General features: G+C 62.6%; 16 protein-coding genes. 2 read left to right on the top strand and 14 right to left on the bottom strand.

Annotated features, from left to right (window positions below):
• Positions 1–21: 21 nt before the first annotated feature.
• From CQ002_RS25260 to iolC, 9 genes are all read right to left on the bottom strand, one after another.
• Complete coding sequence (locus tag CQ002_RS25260; RefSeq protein WP_034104406.1) at positions 22–951, bottom strand: sugar ABC transporter substrate-binding protein; 930 nt, start codon at positions 949–951, stop codon at positions 22–24.
• 49 nt (positions 952–1000) lie between these two features.
• The gene (locus CQ002_RS25255; RefSeq protein WP_080758266.1) at positions 1001–1186 is read right to left on the bottom strand and encodes a hypothetical protein; all 186 of its coding nucleotides are present in this window, start codon (positions 1184–1186) and stop codon (positions 1001–1003) included.
• 127 nt (positions 1187–1313) lie between these two features.
• Entirely contained in the window at positions 1314–2342 is a 1029-nt protein-coding gene (locus tag CQ002_RS25250) for a Gfo/Idh/MocA family oxidoreductase (protein ID WP_034104404.1), read from the bottom strand.
• 152 nt (positions 2343–2494) lie between these two features.
• Positions 2495–3505 carry a Gfo/Idh/MocA family protein gene (locus CQ002_RS25245; protein WP_034104402.1) on the bottom strand — a complete coding sequence of 337 codons (1011 nt, stop codon included), beginning with the start codon at positions 3503–3505 and terminating at the stop codon, positions 2495–2497.
• A gap of 18 nt (positions 3506–3523) precedes the next feature.
• Entirely contained in the window at positions 3524–5455 is a 1932-nt protein-coding gene (gene iolD / locus CQ002_RS25240; protein ID WP_098466323.1) for a 3D-(3,5/4)-trihydroxycyclohexane-1,2-dione acylhydrolase (decyclizing), read from the bottom strand.
• A 61-nt stretch (positions 5456–5516) separates the two neighbouring features.
• Entirely contained in the window at positions 5517–6338 is an 822-nt protein-coding gene (locus CQ002_RS25235; RefSeq protein ID WP_105162045.1) for a TIM barrel protein, read from the bottom strand.
• 29 nt (positions 6339–6367) lie between these two features.
• Positions 6368–7156 (bottom strand): 5-deoxy-glucuronate isomerase, encoded by a 789-nt coding sequence (gene iolB, locus CQ002_RS25230; RefSeq protein WP_069023505.1) that lies wholly within the window; start codon positions 7154–7156, stop codon positions 6368–6370.
• A complete protein-coding gene (iolE, locus tag CQ002_RS25225) occupies positions 7153–8046 on the bottom strand; it encodes a myo-inosose-2 dehydratase (RefSeq protein ID WP_105162044.1) in 894 nt (297 codons plus the stop codon). The genes iolB and iolE overlap by 4 nt, the downstream gene beginning before the upstream one ends.
• A 161-nt stretch (positions 8047–8207) precedes the next feature.
• A complete protein-coding gene (gene iolC / locus CQ002_RS25220; protein ID WP_098466319.1) occupies positions 8208–10145 on the bottom strand; it encodes a 5-dehydro-2-deoxygluconokinase in 1938 nt (645 codons plus the stop codon).
• A 284-nt stretch (positions 10146–10429) separates the two neighbouring features.
• On the opposite strand from iolC, the gene CQ002_RS25215 reads away from it, so the two are divergent.
• Complete coding sequence (locus CQ002_RS25215) at positions 10430–11338, top strand: MurR/RpiR family transcriptional regulator (protein WP_034104389.1); 909 nt, start codon at positions 10430–10432, stop codon at positions 11336–11338.
• Between the two features lie 125 nt (positions 11339–11463).
• Here the strand turns inward: CQ002_RS25215 and CQ002_RS25210 are convergent, their stop codons facing one another.
• The 5 genes from CQ002_RS25210 to CQ002_RS25190 form a co-directional block, all read right to left on the bottom strand.
• Positions 11464–14568: an efflux RND transporter permease subunit gene (locus CQ002_RS25210; RefSeq protein ID WP_105162043.1), complete on the bottom strand. Its 3105-nt coding sequence runs from the start codon at positions 14566–14568 to the stop codon at positions 11464–11466.
• On the bottom strand, positions 14565–15791 hold the full coding sequence (locus CQ002_RS25205; protein ID WP_105162042.1) for an efflux RND transporter periplasmic adaptor subunit: 1227 nt from the start codon (positions 15789–15791) through the stop codon (positions 14565–14567). Before CQ002_RS25205 ends, CQ002_RS25210 begins: the two co-directional genes overlap by 4 nt.
• Complete coding sequence (locus CQ002_RS25200) at positions 15784–17013, bottom strand: TolC family protein (protein WP_105162041.1); 1230 nt, start codon at positions 17011–17013, stop codon at positions 15784–15786. The genes CQ002_RS25205 and CQ002_RS25200 overlap by 8 nt, the downstream gene beginning before the upstream one ends.
• 96 nt (positions 17014–17109) lie before the next feature.
• Positions 17110–17448 carry a hypothetical protein gene (locus CQ002_RS25195; RefSeq protein WP_034104380.1) on the bottom strand — a complete coding sequence of 113 codons (339 nt, stop codon included), beginning with the start codon at positions 17446–17448 and terminating at the stop codon, positions 17110–17112.
• 26 nt (positions 17449–17474) lie between these two features.
• On the bottom strand, positions 17475–18896 hold the full coding sequence (locus CQ002_RS25190; protein WP_105162040.1) for a PLP-dependent aminotransferase family protein: 1422 nt from the start codon (positions 18894–18896) through the stop codon (positions 17475–17477).
• A gap of 92 nt (positions 18897–18988) precedes the next feature.
• Between CQ002_RS25190 and CQ002_RS25185 the strand changes: the two genes are divergently transcribed.
• Positions 18989–20218, top strand: coding sequence for a multidrug effflux MFS transporter (locus CQ002_RS25185; protein WP_105162039.1), 1230 nt, complete (start codon positions 18989–18991; stop codon positions 20216–20218).
• Positions 20219–20296 lie beyond the last annotated feature (78 nt).

Genomic DNA, 20296 nt, shown 5'->3' with positions numbered 1-20296 from the left:
CTTATTGTTGTTATGTAGGGGCTACTTGAAGTCTTTGACGTTGTCCGGGGTGATCAACTGGAACGGAATCACCACGTTCTGCTCGATGGGCTCGTTCTTGGCCATCTTGCGTGCCGTTTCCACCGACTTGTCCGCCTGGCCCTTGGCATCCTGGAAGGCCGACACGGTCATGTCGCCCTTGGTGATCGCGTTCAGGCCGTCCGGCGTGCCGTCGACACCCGCGATCAGCACGCCCTTCTTGCCCGCCGATTTCAGCGCCATGGCCGCACCGATTGCCATCTCATCGTTGTTCGAGAGCACTGCCTGGAAGTCGCGGCCCTGGGTCAGCCAGTCGTTGACCAGGGTCATGCCCTTGTCACGCAGCCAGATCCCGGTCTGCTCCTGTTCGATCTTGATGCCCGGGTATTTGGCCAGGACTTCCTTCACGCCCTTGGTACGGTTGGTGGTGGAGTTATTCGCCAGGTCACCCAGCAGGATCACGATGTTGCCCTTGCCGCCGAGCTTCTCGGCGATGTACTGCATCTGCAGCTTGCCGGCCTCGACATCGTCGGAGGTCACCGCCGCTACGCCTGGGGCCAACGTCGGGCTGTCAGGGCGGCGGTTGACGAACACCAACGGGATTTTCGCCGCCGTGGCGGCCTTGATGATGTTGCCGGTCGAAGCCGTGTCCACCGGGTTGACGATAATGGCGTCGACTTTCTGGCTGATAAAGTTCTCGACCTGGCTCAACTGCTTCACCACATCGGCGCGGGCGTCTTCGAACTGCAGCTGCACGCCGTCGCCCTTGGGATAGGACTTGGCTTGCTTGTCCATGTCTTCGCGCAGGTAGGTGAGGAAGGTGTCATCGAAGGCGGACATACTCACGCCTATCTTGAGATCGGCAGCCGAAGCAACACCGCTGGCGAGCAGCATGGACAAGGCCAGCGCGGTAAAACGGATCGGGGTCTTCATGAACGGTCTGTCTCCACTTTCTTGTTGGTTTTGTTGGACGTTGCGTTGATCAGAGCGGGTGTTGCGAGGTGGGCAGTCGAACCACCGGTGCACCGGGAATGCAGCAGACCAGCGCGCCTTTGTTTTCGACGCACAGCACATTAAGGAAAGAGAAGTAGAACGGCCGGGCGCGGGGCAGGCCGCGTGGCGTGTGGGCAGGGCGTAAAACTCGCAGTACAGCGTTGAAGATTTTCATCTGACGGTACCTGGTTGTTTTTGATCTTGTTTTTGTTGAGTCGCGCGAATCGAGTCCGAACGTACTTTATGCAACCTGGAAAAGACTTTATTGGAAAATAATTTCCATATCAACCTGTTTTAGAATTTTATTCTATTTTTGTTGAAACCACCTGCTGGCGCTCGGCGCTCAGGCGTGCGGCGTCCAATATACGGGTGGTTTCCAGCGCGTCATAGGCATCCACCGGCAACGGTCCCTGCCCTTGCACAGCCATTTGCAATTGCCGATAGAACTGCGTCCAGCAGCCCTTCTCGGAAGGCACCCGCTCGCGCTCAGGGCCCTGTTCGAACCAGCCCCAACGCCGGTGTTCCTCGGCCCCCCAATGCTCACCTTCTGTCTTTGGCGACTTGCCAGCGATCAGGGCTTCTTCCTGGCCGTCCAGGCCTTCGACGGTGTAGCAGCCCGAGGTACCACTGACTCGGAACCGCGGCGCCTGGCTGTTTTGCAAGGCGTTGCCCCACAGGTGAGAAATGACACCGTTGGCATGGGTCAGGGAGACAAAGAAACCGTGGTCCACCGTGGGGTGCTCGGCGCTGTATTGCAGTTGGGCGAACACGCGATCCACCGGGCCGAACAACTGCAGGGCCTGATCGACCAGGTGGCTGCCCAGGTCACGTAGCCAACCCCCACCGCTGGTGTTGCCCAGGGCTGTCGGGCTGTAGCGTTCCACGCGGGATTCGAAACGGGTAATGGTGCCGAGGGCGCCGGCATCGATGAGCTTGCGCAGGGTCAGGTAGTCCGAGTCCCAGCGCCGGTTCTGGTAGACGCTGAGCAATGAGCCCTGGCGTTCGGCCGCAGTGATCAGCGCTTGAGCCTGCTCGGCGTTGGCGGCAAAGGGTTTGTCGCTGACCACCGTGACGCCATGTTCGATGGCTTCCAGCACCAACGCCGGACGGCCCTTGAGGGTGGTGGAGATGACCAGGGCGTCGACGCCGGCTTCGACGATCTGGCCAATGGAGTCGAAGGCCTTGAGGCCGGGGTGGTCAGTCGCCAGTTGCTGGCGGCGTTCCGGTGAGCGGGTGACCACGCCGACAAAAGTGGCGCCTGGCAGGGTGGCAATCAGCGGCGCATGAAAGAAGCGCCCGCCGTGGCCGTAGCCAACCAATCCGATTCGCATGAGTAAATACCTTCTTGAATTGGAAACCGGATCAACCGTGAGAGCTGGCTTGCCTGCGATGGCGGTGTATCAGGCGCTACATTTCCAACTGAAAGACCGCTATCGCAGGCAAGCCAACTCCCACATTTTCTTGAGCGAGTTTCTTCAATGGTCTAGCCGTAGAAGTGCGGACGATCCGGCAGGCTCACCCTCACAATCTGCTCACTGCCCTGTGCTTCAATGCACGCATCCGCCGCCACCGCCGCCGCAAAACCATCCCACGCCGAAGGCCCGCCAACCTGCCCGGCGCGTACGCTGTCGATGAACGCCTGCAACTCGACGTCGTAGGCGCCGATAAAACGATCCTTCCAGTCCATCAGGATCGCATTGGACAACTTGGCGCCACTGCGCAGTTGCACCTGGGACGGTTCCGGCAGCTTGGCGATACCGGTCTCCCCCACCACTTCGCACTGGATGTCGTAGCCGTACTGGCAGTTCACAAACACTTCCACATCGATGCGCGTGCCCTTGGCGGTTTCCAGCAGCACGATCTGCGGGTCACGCAGGTGGGCCAGTGCCTTGCTGGATTTGCGCGGGAACACCACTTGCACCGACACGTAGTCATCGTCGAGCAACCAACGCAGCACATCCAACTCGTGGATCAAGGTATCGGTGATCGCCATGTCAGTCTTGTAGTTCTCGCCCACCGTCGGGTTGCGATGCGCACAGTGCAGCATCAACGGCTCGCCGATCTGGCCGCTGTCGATCACAGCCTTGAGTGCGCGATAACCTTCGTCGTACGGGCGCATGAAGCCGACCTGCACCAGGCGCTTGCCGTAGGCCACTTCGGCATCGACGATCTTGCGGCACCCTTCGGCGGTGACCGCCAGCGGTTTTTCGCAGAACACCGGCTTGCCGGCGGCGATGGCCGCGAGCACGAACGCTTCGTGGCTCGGGCCCCAGGAGGTCACGAGTATCGCTTCCACTTGCGGCGAGTTGATCAACGCATGGCCATCGGGGTACACCTCGGCGTCCAGCTTCAAGTCCGCCACCACGTTGGCGGCTTGCTCAAGGTTGATGTCAGTCACCGCCACCACCTGGCTGTTGAGCAGTGTTTGGCTGCAACGACGAATATGGTCCCGGCCAATGGCGCCTGTACCAATCACTCCAAGCTTCAAAGACATACAAAACTCCTCTTGTTATTAGTACTGCCGGGCCTTCGCCAGGTGTTCATTGAGTTTTTTCGCAGCGGCATTCGTGCGCTCGCTGGTGGATACCTGCGCCACGCCTACACGCCACCACGACAGGTAGCCATGGATCATGGTCTTGGGCAGCACCTTGATATCGATCAGCGTCGACACCGTTTGAGTCCGCGCATCCGCCAGCGCTGCTTCAAGTTGTTCCACGGTGCTGACCTTGTAGGTCTTGCAGCCATAGGCCGCGGCGCTCATGGCGAAATCCACCGGCACCAGGCCGCCGTCGAGCTTGCCGCTCTCAGGGTTGCGGTAGCGGAATTCGGTGCCGAAGCTGTCCATGCCGTTGCCGATCTGCAGGTTGTTGATGCAACCGAAGGCCATGTTGTCGAGCAGCACCACGTTGATCTTGCGCCGCTCCTGGATCGAGGTGGCCAGCTCCGAGTGCAGCATCATGTAGGAGCCGTCGCCGACCAGTGCGTAGACCTCCTTGGTCGGTTCAGCGAGTTTCACGCCCAATGCGGCATTGATCTCGTAGCCCATGCATGAATAGCCATACTCGACGTGATAGGTATTCACGCCCTTGCTGCGCCAGGCACGTTGCAGGTCGCCCGGCAGGCTGCCGGCAGCGGCGACGATGATGGCGTCGTCGGCGAGCGCCTGGTTCAGCACGCCCAGCACGCGGCTCTGGGTCAGGCACGAACCGGTCAACTCGATGAATTCACGCAGCACCGCACGGTCCAGGTGATCATCGACCTCGGGGACAAACCCGTCTGCGGCATATTCCACGTTATGCACGCGGTCCACTTCGGCCTCCAGCTGCGCCTTGGCCTCAACGATCTGCCCGCCCCAGCCGGAACGGTAATCCCCCAAGGCATCGGCGAGCGCTTCCAAGGCCACCTGCGCGTCGGCCAGCACCTGCACGCCGTCGAGTTTCAGGGCGTCGCACGGGCTGATGTTGAGGTTGAGAAACGTCACCTCGGCATGTTTGAACAGCGACTTGGACGAGGTGGTGAAGTCGGTGTAGCGCGTGCCGACACCAATGATCAGGTCGGCCTCGGGTGCCAGCAAGTTCGCCGCCAGGCAACCGGTTTCACCGATCCCGCCGACGTTCAGCGGATGACTGGAGACCACGGCGCTCTTGCCCGCCTGGGTCTCGGCGAAGGGAATCTCGAAACGCTCGGCAAAAGCTTGCAGTGCGGCATTGGCGCCGGCGTACTTCACGCCGCCACCGCAGATGATCAGCGGCTTGCGCTTGCCCCGAAAAGCCGCCAAGGCATCGCCGATCATTGCAGTGGTTGCTGGGCGACGCTCGATGCGGTGCACGCGTTTGTGCAGGAAGTAATCCGGATAGTCCCAGGCCTCGGCCTGCACATCCTGGGGCAACGCCAGGGTTACGGCGCCGGTTTCGGCCGGGTCGGTGAGCACGCGCATGGCGTGGATCGCGGCGGTCATCAACTGCTCGGGGCGGTTGATGCGGTCCCAGTATTTGCTCACGGAGCGGAAGGCATCGTTGGTGCTGATGCTCAGGTCGTGGAACTGTTCGATCTGTTGCAACACCGGGTCGGGCTGCCGGCTGGCATACACATCGCCAGGCAACAGCAGCAACGGGATGCGGTTGGCCGTGGCGGTCGCCGCAGCAGTCAGCATGTTGGCGGCGCCTGGGCCTACGGAGGCGGTGCACGCGTAGATCTTGCGGCGCAGGTGCTGCTTGGCGAAACCGATGGCCGCGTGGGCCATGCCCTGCTCGTTACGCCCCTGGTGCACCACCAGGTCACCGCTGTCCTGCTCCAGGGCCTGGCCCAGGCCCAGCACATTGCCGTGGCCGAAAATCGTGAACACCCCGGCGACGAACTTGCTCTGCACGCCATCGACTTCGATGTATTGGTTATCCAGGAACTTCACCAGGGCCTGGGCCATGGTCAATCTTGTTGTACTCATGTTCGCACCTTGAATGAATGCACATCTGTCGATCAACAGTGATCCCACAGTTTGTCCGGTGTCAGGTCCGGGATTTTTGCAGGTGGGCAATGCTCGCGCCCAACGCTTGCTGGATGTCAGCCAGGCCATGCACGCTCTCGGCAAACGGCTCGAACGACAGGTAGCCGCCGTAACCGGTGCTGAGCAGCGTGTCGATCTGCGCCGCGTTGCCGAGGATATCGCCCTCGCCCACCAGCACGCGGTGGCCGTCGCGAATCGAATGCAGCGGCGCCTCGGCATCTTCCACGCCGGAGATGTGCACCAGGCCGGTCAGTTCCGGGAAAAACTCATGCTCGCTGGCCAGGTGATGATGAAAGGTGTCGTGCACCAGGCGGAACACATCCAGGCCGCCGATGGACTTGATCGCATCCACCGCCACGCGCTTGCGCCGCAGGGCACATGCTTCAAAGCCCAGGGGTTCGATGAAACCGAGAATCCCGTACTCGCGCAGGATCAGCGCCAACTCGCTCAAGGCCGTGCGCAGACCGGCGGCGCGTTGGGCTTCGTTGCGCGTGTCGCCCGGCTCATTGAGCGGGCACATCACCAGGCCCTGGGCGCCGCACTCGCGGGCGTAGGTTGCCAGCTGGATCGCCTGGGCACGGCGTTCGTCGCTCCACACATCAAAGGGGTACAGCGCGTTGATCGACAACACGGTGATGCCCTGCACCGCGCACAGTTCGCGTACGCGGCTGGCCGGGGTGCCAAATTCTATTTGTTTGTCCGCCAGGTCGTTGCGGATCTCGATGGCATCGCACTTGAGCGTCACGGCCAAGTCGATGAAATCCGGCAGGGACAAATGGGGTGCGACCATGCGGTTGAGGGCGAAACGTAGAGGCGACTTCATTGTTATTGTTCTCCGTCCAGAACCGCTGATCAGAGGTCCAGCAGCCAGCTGTGCTGCGGGTCGTTGTGGAAATGCCAGGCACGCTTGGGGCCGGCCATGACGTTGAGATAGTAGGACTCGTAGCCATACGGCACGCTGACGGGGTGATACCCCTTGGGCACCACCACCAGGTCGCTGTTTTCCACGGCCATGGCCTGGTCGATACTGCGGTCGTCGGTGTACACCCGCTGGAACACGAAGCCCTGGGGCGGATTGATCTGGTGGTAATAGGTCTCTTCAAGGAAGCTCTGGTGCGGCAGGTCATCGGTGTCGTGCTTGTGCGGCGGGTAGCTCGACGAATGCCCGGACGGCGTGCGCACCTCCACCACCAGCAGCGAATGGGCCGGCTCGCTGTCAGGCAGGATGTCGCACACGTAGCGGGTGTTGGCCCCTTTGCCACGCACGCTGCGCTTGCAGTTTTCCGGACGGATCAGCCGTGGCTCGTAGCCCTCGCCGCCGGGCGCGGCGCACACGGCGATCTGCACATCGCTCAAGGCAGTCACCTGCGCATCGGTGCCAGGTGGCAGATAGGCGGCAAAGGGAGATTTCTCTTCAAACACCGATTGGCGATCCCCCAGGTTCTGCCAGTTGAAGCCTTCACCCTCGATGTTCACCCGACCACTGAGCAACACCAGGCACAGCTCCTGGTCACCGGCGCTGACCGGCAGGGTTTCGCCAAGGCTCAGGCGGTAGGCGGCAAAGCCCACGTACTCAAGACGGCCTTCTTCCAGGGCGACCATGGTTTTTCCGCGTTTGCTGCTCTTGACCAACAAGCTCATTGTCCGGCCCTCTCATTCAGAAGCGCACGCAAGGTGTCGTAGCCTTTTTTCGCATAGATATAGCTTGGGGCAACGGCCGGGTCCTGCTCGGCTTCCACCACCAGCCAGCCTTCGTACTGGGCGGCCAGCAGCACATCGAGCAGTTCGGCGAAGTCGATGTCGCCATCGCCGGGCACGGTGAAGGTGCCGTTGACGATGCAGTCAGGGAAACTCCACATCTGGTTGCGTGCCAGTTGTACCACCGGCTTGCGCACGTCCTTGAAGTGCACGTGGCAGATACGCCCGATATGTTTGCGCAGCACGTCGAGGGGTTCCCCGCCGCCCATGTAGCAGTGGCCGGAATCGAACAGCAGGCCGACTTCCGGGCCCGTGCGTTGCATCAATTGGTCGATGTCTTCCGGGGACTCGACGTAGGCCCCCATGTGGTGGTGATACGCCAGGCGCACGCCTTGGGACAGGGTGAACCGCGCCAGTTCGGTGAGTTTGTCGGCATAGTCCTGCCAGGCGTGCTCGCTGTGGAAGCGCGGGCGCTCGATCAGGCGGACGCGCGCCCCCTGGATCGAATCGGCCACCTCGCCATACACCAGCACCGTGGCACCGTTCTGTTTCAGCAACTCGACATGCGCGCCGATGGCTTCGATTTCCTCAGCCACCGAGCGGCGTGCCAGCCGGCTGGAGTACCAACCAGAGACCAGCGCCAGGTCGTAGGGGCGCAACACATCGCCGACGCCCTTGGCATCCTTGGGGAATTTACCGTTGAGTTCGAAGCCTTCGTAGCCGATCTCCTTGCCTTCGCTCAGGGCGGTGCTCAGGGGCGTTTCACCACCCAGGGCCGGCAAGTCGTCGTTGCTCCAGGAGATCGGGTTGATGCCAATTCGGATTGCGGGCATGGCTGCACCTTTATTATTTTCAGGTATCACTGAGATCTGCTTTATGTGGGCGCTGGCTTGCCTGCGATGGCACCCACTCGGTGTCTCTGATGGACCGAGTCGCCTGCATCGCAGGCACGCCAGCTCCCACATTGGGTCGCATTTAAAATTGGGGCCTGTGTTCAGTCTCTGGCGTGGCGCCAAGCGCTGATGAGCTGTTCGAACGTAGCCTGCACCTGCTGGGTCAGGGTCTCGTCATCAATCTCACCGGCCATCCACGCGCGACTTGGCTCCTGGAAGATCGTACGGCCTACGGCAAAGCCTCGGCAGGTCGTGCTCAGGCGGGCTTGCTGGAAACCATCGGCAAGGCATTCGGCCGAGGCATTCAGGCCCAGCAACACCACGCCTCGGCAGTACGGGTCGCGCTCCTGGATCAGTTCGTCGAGCTTCTTCCAGTCGTCGGCCGATTGCGCCTCGATCTTCCACCACGCCGGGTAGATGCCCAGGTTGTAGAGGCGCTTGAGACTGCGATAGAGCACGTCGGGGTAAGTGGACGGGTGATCCTTGGGCGGGATGACTTCCAGCAACAGTTCATGGCCGCTGACCATCGACGCCTCGTACACCGCCTTGAGTTGCGCTTCCTGCTCCAGGCGCAACAACGGTTCGTCGTCGGGATGGAATTGCACCAGGCACTTGATGATCTGTTCCTGGGGCCAGGCAATCAGGTTGCTGCCCACCGAGCGGCCATGTTCGAACGCCAGGGGCCGCGAGTTCTGCACTTCAACCGGGCGCGCGATCCACCAGCCGCGCCCGCTGGCGGCGTTTAGCGCGTCCTGGCCGAAACGTTGGTCGGCCAGCAGGCCGACGTCGGCTTCCACGCCCTGCTCGGCGAGTTTTTTCTCGACGCGTTCGATGGCTTTTATGAACAGTTGCTTGGCATCGCTGATGCGCGCCGGGTCCTGGCCGCCCTTCTGCGCCAGGTCCACCAGTTGCCAGCGGTGATCGAAAGCAAACACGAACAGCTGCTTCCAGGCCTTGCGCGGCACCGTCACGCGGTGCAGGCGTTGCAGGGTCGCGTCCTGGTCCGGCCGAGTGATCGGCACCGGGCTGTTGAACAGGTAGTCGAGCTCCGCGGGCGTCGGCATGGCCGGCGCACACGCGTGGCGAGAAACAACCAGGCCGCCACAGGCATTGGCCAACTGGCTGCAGCGTTCGTCACTGGCGTCGTTGATCCAGCCGCTGAGGAACCCCGACATGAACGCGTCGCCGGCACCCAGCACATTGAGCACTTCAACGCGCACACCGGGGTAGATGGCGCCGTCTTCCAGGCGTGCGGGGATGGCGCCGTGGATCACGGTGCAACCTTGGGGGCCGAGCTTGACAACCAGGGTCGCCGAGGTCAGTTCGCGCACCTTGCGCAAGGCGGTGAGCAGATCTTCACTGCCCCCCGCGATCAGGAATTCTTCTTCGGTTCCGACGATCAGGTCGAAGCGCGGCAGGATTTTCTGTACATGCTGGCTGACATTCTGGTCGGCGACAAAACGGGTTTCGCCATCGGCCTTGCCTGCCAGGCCCCACAGCACTGGGCGGTAATCAATATCCAGTACGCGCTTGACGTTGTGCTTGGCGGCGTAATCCAGCGCCTGGATGCTGGCCTTGTACACACCGTCGGTGGAGAAATGCGTGCCGGTGATCAGCAGGGCTTTGCTGGAAGCGATGAAGGCTTCATTGATGTCTTCAGCACGCAGGGCCATGTCGGCGCAGTTTTCGCGGTAGAACACCAGGGGGAAGGTCTCGCGGTCCTTGAGGCCGAGCAACACCAGGGCGGTGAGGCGTTCCGGGTCGACCTTGATGCCGCTGGTATCGCAGCCTTCACGGGCCAGGGACTCCACCAGGAAACGCCCCATGTGGTCGTCGCCGACACGGCTCAGCATCGCCGACTTGAGCCCAAGCCTCGCGGTGCCAAAGGCGATGTTGGCGGAGGACCCGCCCAGGTACTTGGCAAAGCTGGACACGTCCTCAAGCCGTGCACCCACTTGCTGTGCATAGAGGTCGACGCCCAGGCGCCCGAGGCAAATCAGATCCAATTGACGCCCACTGGCAAAACGAGTCTGGCCCATGCTGGCTCCTGTTATTTTTATCAGCCTGCGTTGTGCCGCCGTGGCGACGGCAAACGCTCTTGGTGGGAGCAGACTAGAACGTCCGGCGACACCAATCAATATTTATTCCAGATATTTTTTCATTGGAATATTTTTTCCATTAAGCTCGTGCAAGGGCGTCGCAACCACAGTGCATCGTTTCAGCAGGCCACGCCGGCCGTGATGCCGAGGTATTTTTTTGCGCCTACCCTGTAGACTTGCGCCACCCATCAGCGCAACAGACAAAAACGCCAGAAGGATTGCCCATGTCCCGCACCGATCCCGAGACCACCCTGGAAGACTCTATCGCCAGCCCTCCGATCAATGCCGAGCGCCTGTTGCAGCTGATCACCGACGAATACGAGAGCCTGCCGCGCCAACTCAAGCGCATCGCCAGCTACATGAGCCAGCAGAGCGACCGGATCATGGTCGACCGCATCAGCGACATCGCCCGCGAGTGCGAAGTGCACCCGTCGGCCATCGTGCGCTTCTCCCAGCGCTTCGGTTTCAGTGGCTTCAGTGAAATGCAGGCGCTGTTTCGCGAGGCCTACACCCACAAGACCACGCCGGTACAGAACTACCAGCAGCGCATCCGCAGCATGATCGCCAACAAGTCGCAGAAGGCCAGCGGCGGCGACCTGGCGCGCGAATGCGTGAATGCCACGCTGTCGGGCATCGAGCGCCTGGGGCTGGAGCTGGATGACACCGCCTTCGAGAAAGCCGTGGACCTGGTGGTCAATGCCGACAATATCTACGTGGTCGGCGTGCGCCGCTCCTTTGCAGTGGCCGATTACCTGGTCTACAACCTGCAGCACACCAACAAGCGCATCCACCTGATCTCGGGCCTGGGCGGCAGCTACCGCGAGCAGATGCGCAGCGTGCGCGCCAATGACCTGGTGATTGCGATCAGCTTTACGCCCTACGGCAAAGAGACCCAGCACTGCCTGCGCATTGCCCAGCACCACCAGGCCAAGACGCTGATCATCACCGACAGCAACCTGTCGCCGCTGGCCAAGCGGGCTAACGCGGTGCTGTTGGTGAACGAGGGGTCGTCGTTTGCCTTCCGTTCGTTGAGCGCCACGTTGTGCCTGTGCCAGGCGTTGTTCATTGCCGTGGCGTATCGGTTGGAGTTGAAGGTGGATGAGATTCATGAGCAGGTGGGGTTTGATGATTGAGCTTGGGCCTCTGAAGGCCCTCCTGCGGGAGCGGCTTGCTCGCGAAAGCGGTCTGGGAGCGACTGGTTAGCCGACTGATACAGCGCATTCGCGAGCAAGCCCGCTGCCACATTTATTGCTCAGCGTCAGGGGTTGGGGTGGCGCATCAGAAGGTACGCGGAGGGGATGACAAATAGGGACAACAGCGGCGCCGTGAGCATCCCGCCAATCATCGGGGCGGCGATGCGGCTCATGACTTCGCTGCCAGTGCCGCCGTCCAGCAGGATCGGCAGCAGGCCGGCGATGATGACGGCCACCGTCATGGCCTTTGGGCGCACGCGCATGACCGCGCCTTGCATGATCGCGGCCGGCAAGTCGCCATCGTTGCGCTCGGCCCAGGCACTTTTCAAGTAGAGCAGCATGATCACGCCGAACTCCGCCGACACCCCTGCCAGCGCGATAAAGCCCACACCCGTGGCCACCGACAGGTTGAAGCCCATCCAGTCAAGCAACCATACCCCGCCCGTCAGCGCGAACGGCAAGGTTGCCAGGATCAGCAACGCTTCATCCACCCGGCGAAAGGTCAGGTACAACAGCACGAAGATGATCAGCAAGGTGGCCGGCACTACCAGCTTGAGGCGCTGGTTGGCACGCTCCAGGAACTCGAACTGCCCTGAATAGCTGAGGCTCATGCCCGGTTGCAGCTGGACCTGCTGATTGATCGCGGCACGCAGGTCCTTCACCACGGAGGCCAGGTCGCGGTCACGCACGTCGATGTAGACCCAACCCGACGGGCGTGCGTTTTCGCTCTTGAGCATAGGTGGGCCATCGGTCACCTTGACCTTGGCCACCGTGCCCAGGGTGATCTGGCTGCCCGACGGCGTATAGATCGGTACATTACCCAAGGCCGTCACCGAATCGCGCCATTCCTTCGGGTAACGCAGGCTGATCGGAAAACGCGCCAGCCCTTCTACGGTTTCACCGATGGTTTCCCCGCCGATGGCGCCGGACACGATCGACTGCACATCAGCGATGTTCAGCCCGTAGTGCGCGGCAGCTGCGCGGTCGATATCGACGTCAATGTAGCGCCCTCCGGTGAGGCGTTCCGCCAAGGCAGAACTGACACCCGCCACGCCCTTCGCGACCTTTTCCACGGCCTGGGTGACCGTATCGATCTGCATCAGGCTGGTGCCGGCCACTTTCACCCCGATCGGGCTTTTGACGCCCGTAGCCAGCATATCGATGCGGTTGCGGATCGGCGGGATCCAGATGTTCGTCAGGCCGGGCACCTGCACCACGCGGTCGAGTTCCTTGACCAGCTTGTCCGGGGTCATGCCGGGGCGCCATTGCTCGCGGGGCTTGAATTCAATCGTGGTCTCGAACATCTCCAGCGGCGCCGGGTCGGTGGCCGTTTCGGCGCGACCGGCCTTGCCGAATACGTGGGCGACTTCCGGCACCGTCTTGATCAGGCGGTCAGTGCGTTGCAGCAACTCCCCGGCTGTTTGCGTCGACAAGCCCGGCAGCGCCGAGGGCATGTACAGCAAGTCGCCTTCGTCCAGCGGCGGCAGGAATTCCCCGCCCAGTTTCGAGAGGGGCCACAACGCACTGGCGACCACCACCAGCGCCACCAGCAGCGTCACACGTGGCCAACGCAACACGGCCTCCAGCGCCGGTTGGTAAAGCCTGATCAGGCCTCGATTGAGCGGGTTACGCTGCTCGTCGGGGATGCGCCCGCGAATCCAGTAGCCCATCAGCACCGGGATCAAGGTCACCGACAAGCCGGCGGCGGCCGCCATGGCGTAGGTCTTGGTATAGGCCAGCGGGCCGAAGAGCCGGCCTTCCTGGGCCTGCAGGGTAAACACCGGGATAAACGACAAGGTGATGATCAACAGGCAGAAAAACAGCGCCGGGCCGACCTCCACCGCCGCGTCGGTGATGACTTTCCAATGGTCTTCACCCTTGAGCTCGCGGCCCGGATGGGCGTGATGCCAGGCTTCGATTTTCTTGTGGGCGTTTTCGATCATCACCACCGCCGCGTCCACCATCGCGCCGATGGCAATCGCAATACCGCCCAGCGACATGATGTTGGCGTTGATGCCCTGCAAGCGCATGATAATAAACGCGATCAGCACCCCCACCGGCAGCGAGATGATCGCCACCAGTGATGAGCGCAGGTGCCAAAGGAAAACCCCGCACACCAGCGCCACCACCAGGAACTCTTCCAGCAATTTATGGCTGAGGTTGTCCACGGCGCGGTCGATGAGTTTACTGCGGTCGTAGGTAGTAACGATCTCCACACCGGGCGGCAGGCTGTTTTTCAGCTGCTTGAGCTTGCTCTTGACCGCGGCGATGGCTTCCCTCGCATTTTTGCCACTGCGCAGGATCACTACGCCACCCACCGCCTCGCCTTCACCGTCGAGTTCGCTGATGCCCCGGCGCAGGTCCGGGCCCAGTTGAATGGTTGCCACATCGCCCAGAGTGACCGGCACATTGTTGGCATCCAGTCGCAGGGGGATCCCACGAAAATCCTGCAGCGACGTGAGGTAGCCGGAAGCCCGCACCATGTACTCGGACTCCCCCATGTTCAGGACCGAACCGCCGGTTTCCTGGTTGGCCTTGCCGATGGCGTCCACCACCTGCGACTGGGTAATGCCACGACTGGCCAGCGCCAACGGATCGAGCTGCACCTGGTACTGCTTGACCTGGCCACCGATGGTCGCGACTTCCGCCACGTTGGGCAGGGTCTTGAGTTCGAACTTGAGGAACCAGTCCTGCAACGCGCGTAACTGCGCCAGATCGTGCCGGCCGCTACGGTCTACCAATGCGTACTGGTAGATCCAGCCCACGCCGGTGGCGTCCGGCCCCAGCGCCGGCTTGGCCGATGCCGGCAGCCGAGCCTGCAACTGACTGAGGTATTCCAGCACCCGCGAGCGCGCCCAATACAGGTCGGTGCCTTCGTCGAACAGCACGTACACATAGCTGTCGCCGAAGAACGAAAACCCACGCACAGTCTTGGCCCCCGGTACCGAAAGCATGGTGGTGGTCATTGGGTAGGTGACCTGGTTTTCCACGATCTGCGGTGCCTGGCCGGGATACGGTGTGCGGATAATCACCTGCACATCCGAGAGGTCCGGCAGCGCGTCGACCGGCGTATTCTGCACCGCCCACAGACCCCAGGCGGTGATAAACAGCGTAGCGAGCAAGACCAGGAAGCGGTTGGCCACCGACCAGCGAATCAACAGGGCGATCATGGCTGGTCTCCCGGCTGCATGCTCATTTCAGAAGGGCCGGACGATCGAGCGGAAACCCCGCGCAAACTGGCTTCAGAATCCAGCAGGAATTGACCCGACGCGACCACCTGCTGGCCCTCCTGCAGGCCACTGCGGATGGTCGTCTGGTCCTGGCTTTGCGCACCGACTTCAACGTCCACCGGACGGTAATGCCCGCCCTCCTCCGCCAGCATCACCACGACGCGCTTGCCCGTGCGGATCAGCGCTTCGCTGGGCACTTGCAGCACGGGTTGCACGGTGGATTGCGCCAGGCGCACCTGGGCTGTCATGCCGGGGCGCAACGTGCCGTCGGGATTGGGCAGTTCAACGCGCACCTGGATCGTGCGGCTGTCACTGGCAATGGCCGGTAAAATCGCACTGACAGTGCCCTTGAAGGTCTGGCCCGCGAGCCCCGCAAAGCGACTTTCAACCGCCTGCCCAACGGTCAGCGCCGCACCTTGGTCCTGCGGCACCGCGACTTGCAACCACACGCGATCCAGGCCATTGATGCGCGCCAGGGTCTGCACCGCCGCCACGGTCATGCCTTCGCGCACCTCCAGGGTCTGCACCGCACCGCCTATTGGACTGGTGACGGTCACCACCGATTGCGCACGCCCGCTTCGCTCGATCTGGGCGATCAATCCGGAGGGCATTCCGCTGAGGCGCAAGCGCTGCCGAGCTGCTGCCAACAAGCGGGCGTCGGCGCTGCGGCGCAGGGCCAGGAACTCTTCCTGAGCTGCCGCCCATTCGGGTATCAACAGGTCCACCAAGGGCGCACCCGACTTGAGCACATCCCCCGGCGCGCGGTCATGAACGCGCTCGACAAAACCACTTGCACGCGCCTGCACCACGGCGACGTCACGGTCGTTGAAGGCAAGAATGCCAGGCACCTCCAGTGTGGACGCCATCACGCCACGGGTGACCGTCGCCAGGCGCACGCCGAGGTTCTGCGCCACACGCGGGTCGATCTGCACGGCGGTATTATCCGAAGCGCTATCGGCATAACGTGGTACCAACTGCATGTCCATGAACGGCGACTTGCCGGGCTTGTCGAACTGCTGCTGCGGGTACATCGGGTCGTACCAGTACAGCGCCGGTTTTTCCGCCGTGGCCGGCACCGACACCGACACCGGTGCCTGCCCCAGCCAGTACCCTGCGCCAAGGCCCGCCCCCAACAGCACAACCGCGAGTGATCGATTAATCATGGGCGGGTTCTCCATAGGCGAAATACAGCTGCGCGCCGACCAGGGCACGCTGCTCGATGGCATCGATCTGTTTGAAGCGGGCCTCGACCAGTTCACGCCGGGCGCTGACTACGTTGAGCAAGTCACCCTTGCCCGCCCGGTAACCGGCCAGGCTCAGCGCGACTTTCTCTTCGGCCAGTGGCACCAGGCTGTCCTGGCTGCGCAGTACGGCGCGGTCCAGGCGCTGGTATTGCGCCAAGTCGTCATCCAGCTGCTGGGCATGCTCCCGGACGGTCGCTTCGCGCTCGGCCTCCAGTTGATCCAGTTCGGCCTGCCGGGCGGCGATCCCGGGGTTTTGCCGGCGGCCAGGGAAGATCGGCAGGTCGAGACTCAATTGCAGGCTGACCATGTCGCCGTACTCACGGCCACGGTGCTGATAGTCCACCTCCCAGCTCCAGTCCGAGGTCTTTTGCGCACGGGCTTCGCGCAACCGCGCCTCGGCCTGGCGGGTCCGCGGCGCAAAGGCTTGGAGCTCCGGGTGAAGGTGCAGGTTGTAACGCGCGTCCACAGGCCAGCTGGGAAACTGGCCGCTGGGTGTTTCGCTGGCGGCTGGGCCGATCCAGCGCTTGAGCGCCGCACGGGCCTGGGCGCGCTGCTGGACCAACTCGTCTTCGCGCCCGGCCAGCTCGGCGGCTTCCTGCCTGGGAATGACGCTATCCGAGGGCTGGCCGCGCCCCCCGGCCAACTGCGCGCGCACGCTGTCTTGCAGCAGGCGGTTCTGCTGGTAGAAATCCCTGAACAAGGCGTCCTTGCGCTCCACCGCATACGCACGAATCCAGGCCTGGGCTGTGGCCTGGCGCACATTCAGGCGTTCGATACGCCCCTCGGCCGCCGTGCGTTCCACCGTCGCAACCGCCAACTCGACGCGGGCCCGGCGCTTGTCGCGGCTGGGCACCTGTTGCTGGATACCGATCATTTGTTCAGTCATGTCATCGCCATTCAACGTGCCGCGATTGGGCCCGCCAATGGGAAAATTCTGCAGGCCTACCAGCAGCTTGGGATCGGGCAGTTCACCTGCAGGTATCGCCGCCTGGGTCGCGGCCTGTAGCCTGGCCGACTCAGCCGCAAGCGACGGCGCGTTGGTGTGCGCAAGGCGCAAGGCGTCGTCCAGGGTCAGCGCACGCGCCAACGCCGGCCACGCCAGCACGCCCACCACCAGGGCGCGCATGTAGAGGGCATTCATGTTGAAGATTCCTGTTCCGTTGCGCTGTGCGGCGCTTTAGGCGGCCCACAGCAAAGCCATCCCGCACAGGGGATGTGTCTTCAGGTGCAACAGGAATCAGGCACGGGGCGGGCGCCAGACGCCGGACGGCGTGCGGTCAGGGATGAAGTCCGATGAGGTGCTGACGAGCAGCGGATGAGCGAGGGTCAAGGGAGCCTTGAGTACCGGTATGGACAGTTGCAGCAGGCTACCGGTCTTGCATTCCTGGCCGGGCTTGCAGGCCTTGCCGTGGTCAACGCCGTCCTGGCAGCAGTCGGGGGCCATGTCGGTCATCATCTGCATGTCCGACATCTTCATGGGGCAGGGCTCGGTGCTCGACGGCACGCCCGCCATCCCGGTCAGGGGAAGCGTGAGGCTCAACAGCAGGACCAGGATCAAACGCAAGAGGCGGCTCATAGGGCGCGAGTCTAGCCAAGCGCGGGTTAAGCCGCTATTAACAATTGGGCCAGTGCACGGCCGTGATAACGGATCTGAGCCAGGGTCAGCGCGGTGTAGCCGATGATCACTGCTGGCGGCAAGGTCACTCCGTGGCAGAACTTGCCCAGCGGCTGCAGCGTCAACCCCACTTCAGCCGCGCGGGTACAGAAGTCGCCCTCCTCCACACCTACCGGTAGCCACAGCACAAAATGCAGTCCGGCCTGCTGGCCGCTGACCGTACAGTGTCCACCCAAGCACTCCAGTAACGTATCGCGGCGGGCCTGGTACGCCTGGCGCGAGGCGCGCAAGTGACGCACAAAGGCGCCACTGCGCATGAACTCCACCAGCCCCAATTGATCACTCGCGCCCACCGAATGCCCAGTGAGTTGCAGGGTACGCAGCAACGACCGTCGCAACACCTTGGGCACCACCATGAAGCCCACGCGCAAACCGGGGAACAAGTTCTTGTTGAAGCTGCCGCAGTAGATCACCCGGTCGCCCGAATCCAGGGACTTGAGCGCAGCCAACGGCGCGATGTTGTAGTTGTATTCGCTGTCGTAATCGTCTTCGACCACCCAGGCATCGGCGCGGGACGCCCAATCCAGCAGCGCCAGGCGACGGGACACCGACAGGGTCATGCCCAGAGGTGCCTGGTGCGCCGGCGTGACATAGGCCAAGCGTGCGGTCTGGGGAAGTTGCGAGGTGTCGAGGCCCTCGGCAGTGACAGGTATGCCGTGCACATTTGCGCCTGCCAGGGCGAACAAGCGCCGCGCCGGCAGGTACCCCGGGTCTTCCACACAGGCCACGTCGCCCGGGCTGAGCACGCTGCGCGCAATCAGGTCGAGTGCATGGCGAATGCCGGTGGTGACGATCACTTCATCAGCCTCACACTGCATGCCACGATAGCTGCGCAGGTAGTCGGCAATCTGCGCGCGCAACGCGGGCAGGCCGGCCGGGTGGGCCGCTTCCAGCACGCCCGGCCCTACGTTCAATAACCCACGGGACAAGCAGCGAGCCCAGGTTTTAAGATCAAACAGGCTGGCATCCGGGCGGCGCGCGACGAAGGGCACATGACTCTGCACACCGGCATCCGGCAGGTCGGGTTCCACCGCGCGCCGGGGCGTTCCCCTGGCCACCGGAGCGGCAATGAACTGCTCGGGAATCACCGCGCATACCCGTGTGCCGGAGCCGGCCACGCGTTGCACATAGCCTTCGCTGTGCAGCCGGTCGAACGCCGCTTCCAACGTGCCACGGGACACCCTCCAGCGCTCGGCCAGGCTGCGCGTGGACGGCAAGCGGCTGCCGGCCGGTAATTGGCGAGCAAGTATCGCCCCGCGCAGGGCGTCGTAGGCCCCCTGCTGCTTGCCTGCGTCCAGCGTATCGGGGCGCGGCAGGTCCAGGGCGGATGCGGTTTTTCCTCGGCTCATAGTGGTCCTATCGAACAAGGCATAAATGGCACTGAGGATTAAACCACAATACCGCTAGAGTTCGGGCTCTACTCTCTGCATCGAGGCTTCCCATGACTCAACGCGCCCTCTCCACCGGGTTCTGGCTGGTGCTGCTGACCGTGCTCATTGCGCTGCCGCGCATCACCCTGGACCTACACCTGCCGGCCCTGCCCTCTATGGCTGACGACTTCCAGACCAGCGACAGCCAACTGCAACTGACCCTGACACTGTATGCCCTCGGCTCGGCGATTTCCCTGCTGGTCAGTGGCCCGCTCACTGACCGGTTTGGCCGCCGCCCGGTGCTGCTGAGCGGGCTGTTTCTGTATGTTGTCGCCACAGCGGCGTGCGCCCTGGCAAGCAGCATCACCGTGCTGATTGTTGCCCGCCTGTTCCAGGCGTTGGGCGGTTGCTGCACCACCGTGATCGGCCGCGTGATTGTGCGCGACTACTTCGACCGCGACGAACAGGCGCGTTTGCTGGGCTTGATCTCCATGGCCATGGCGGTGTCGCCCATGGCTGCGCCGGTGCTCGGCAGCCTGATGCTGCCGCTGATCAATTGGCGAGGGTTGTTTGTGCTGCTCGGGGTGATGGGGGCGCTGCTGTACCTGACGGTGTATCGCCGCCTTCCGGAAACCCGTGCGGCGCAAGTCGCCGGCGCTCCAGCGAGCGGGCTGTTGCGCATCTACGGCCAATTACTGCGTGACCGGTATTTCCTGCGTTACGCCCTGGCCATCGGCTGCGTATACAGCACCTACTTTCCGTTTATCAGTGAGTCATCGGCGTTGCTGCAAAGGGGCTTCCACCTGACGGCCACCGCATATGCCCTGGTGTTCGCCGCCACCATCAGTGGCTACATGCTCGGCGCGAACCTGTTTCGACGCTTGGTACGACGCATCGAACCCGATCGGTTGATCGCTGCTGGGATAGGCCTGAACGTGCTGGGCAGTATCGGTCTCGCGCTGGCCGCCACTGCGCTGCCAGGGGAATGGCTGGCGATTGTGCTGCCGATGGTTGTGATCATGGTGTCGGTGGGGATGACGATTCCAGCCTGCCAGTTGTCGGTGCTGCAGCCCTACGGAGCGATTGCCGGAACCGCGTCGGGACTGTTCTTTTTCACCCAAATGCTGCTGACGGCAGTAAGCAGTTGGGTCACAGGATTATTGTCCGACGGCACAAGCGCCGCGTTGATAATCATGACGGTCGTCGCCAGCCTCTTGCTGGTGACAACCTGGCTGACCCTACACAAAACCAAATGTGGGAGCGGGCTTGCCTGCGAAAGTGTCGTATCAGCCAACTCATGAGTCACCGATACACACCCTTCGCAAACAAGCCCGCCCCCACATTTTTTTAACGATCAGGACCTGCAATCAATGCATGAA

Source organism: Pseudomonas sp. MYb13 (assembly GCF_002980075.1).
Classification (GTDB): Bacteria; Pseudomonadota; Gammaproteobacteria; order Pseudomonadales; family Pseudomonadaceae; genus Aquipseudomonas; species Aquipseudomonas lurida.
The sequence above is the reverse complement of the archived record's forward strand: the minus strand, read 5'-3'. Positions and strand labels throughout refer to the sequence as shown.

Coding starts and splice junctions, on each gene's coding strand:
- CQ002_RS25260 (WP_034104406.1), bottom strand. CDS start 951: ATGAAGACCCCGATCCGTTTTACCGCGCTGGCCTTGTCCATGCTGCTC.
- CQ002_RS25255 (WP_080758266.1), bottom strand. CDS start 1,186: ATGAAAATCTTCAACGCTGTACTGCGAGTTTTACGCCCTGCCCACACG.
- CQ002_RS25250 (WP_034104404.1), bottom strand. CDS start 2,342: ATGCGAATCGGATTGGTTGGCTACGGCCACGGCGGGCGCTTCTTTCAT.
- CQ002_RS25245 (WP_034104402.1), bottom strand. CDS start 3,505: ATGTCTTTGAAGCTTGGAGTGATTGGTACAGGCGCCATTGGCCGGGAC.
- iolD (WP_098466323.1), bottom strand. CDS start 5,455: ATGAGTACAACAAGATTGACCATGGCCCAGGCCCTGGTGAAGTTCCTG.
- CQ002_RS25235 (WP_105162045.1), bottom strand. CDS start 6,338: ATGAAGTCGCCTCTACGTTTCGCCCTCAACCGCATGGTCGCACCCCAT.
- iolB (WP_069023505.1), bottom strand. CDS start 7,156: ATGAGCTTGTTGGTCAAGAGCAGCAAACGCGGAAAAACCATGGTCGCC.
- iolE (WP_105162044.1), bottom strand. CDS start 8,046: ATGCCCGCAATCCGAATTGGCATCAACCCGATCTCCTGGAGCAACGAC.
- iolC (WP_098466319.1), bottom strand. CDS start 10,145: ATGGGCCAGACTCGTTTTGCCAGTGGGCGTCAATTGGATCTGATTTGC.
- CQ002_RS25215 (WP_034104389.1), top strand. CDS start 10,430: ATGTCCCGCACCGATCCCGAGACCACCCTGGAAGACTCTATCGCCAGC.
- CQ002_RS25210 (WP_105162043.1), bottom strand. CDS start 14,568: ATGATCGCCCTGTTGATTCGCTGGTCGGTGGCCAACCGCTTCCTGGTC.
- CQ002_RS25205 (WP_105162042.1), bottom strand. CDS start 15,791: ATGATTAATCGATCACTCGCGGTTGTGCTGTTGGGGGCGGGCCTTGGC.
- CQ002_RS25200 (WP_105162041.1), bottom strand. CDS start 17,013: ATGAATGCCCTCTACATGCGCGCCCTGGTGGTGGGCGTGCTGGCGTGG.
- CQ002_RS25195 (WP_034104380.1), bottom strand. CDS start 17,448: ATGAGCCGCCTCTTGCGTTTGATCCTGGTCCTGCTGTTGAGCCTCACG.
- CQ002_RS25190 (WP_105162040.1), bottom strand. CDS start 18,896: ATGAGCCGAGGAAAAACCGCATCCGCCCTGGACCTGCCGCGCCCCGAT.
- CQ002_RS25185 (WP_105162039.1), top strand. CDS start 18,989: ATGACTCAACGCGCCCTCTCCACCGGGTTCTGGCTGGTGCTGCTGACC.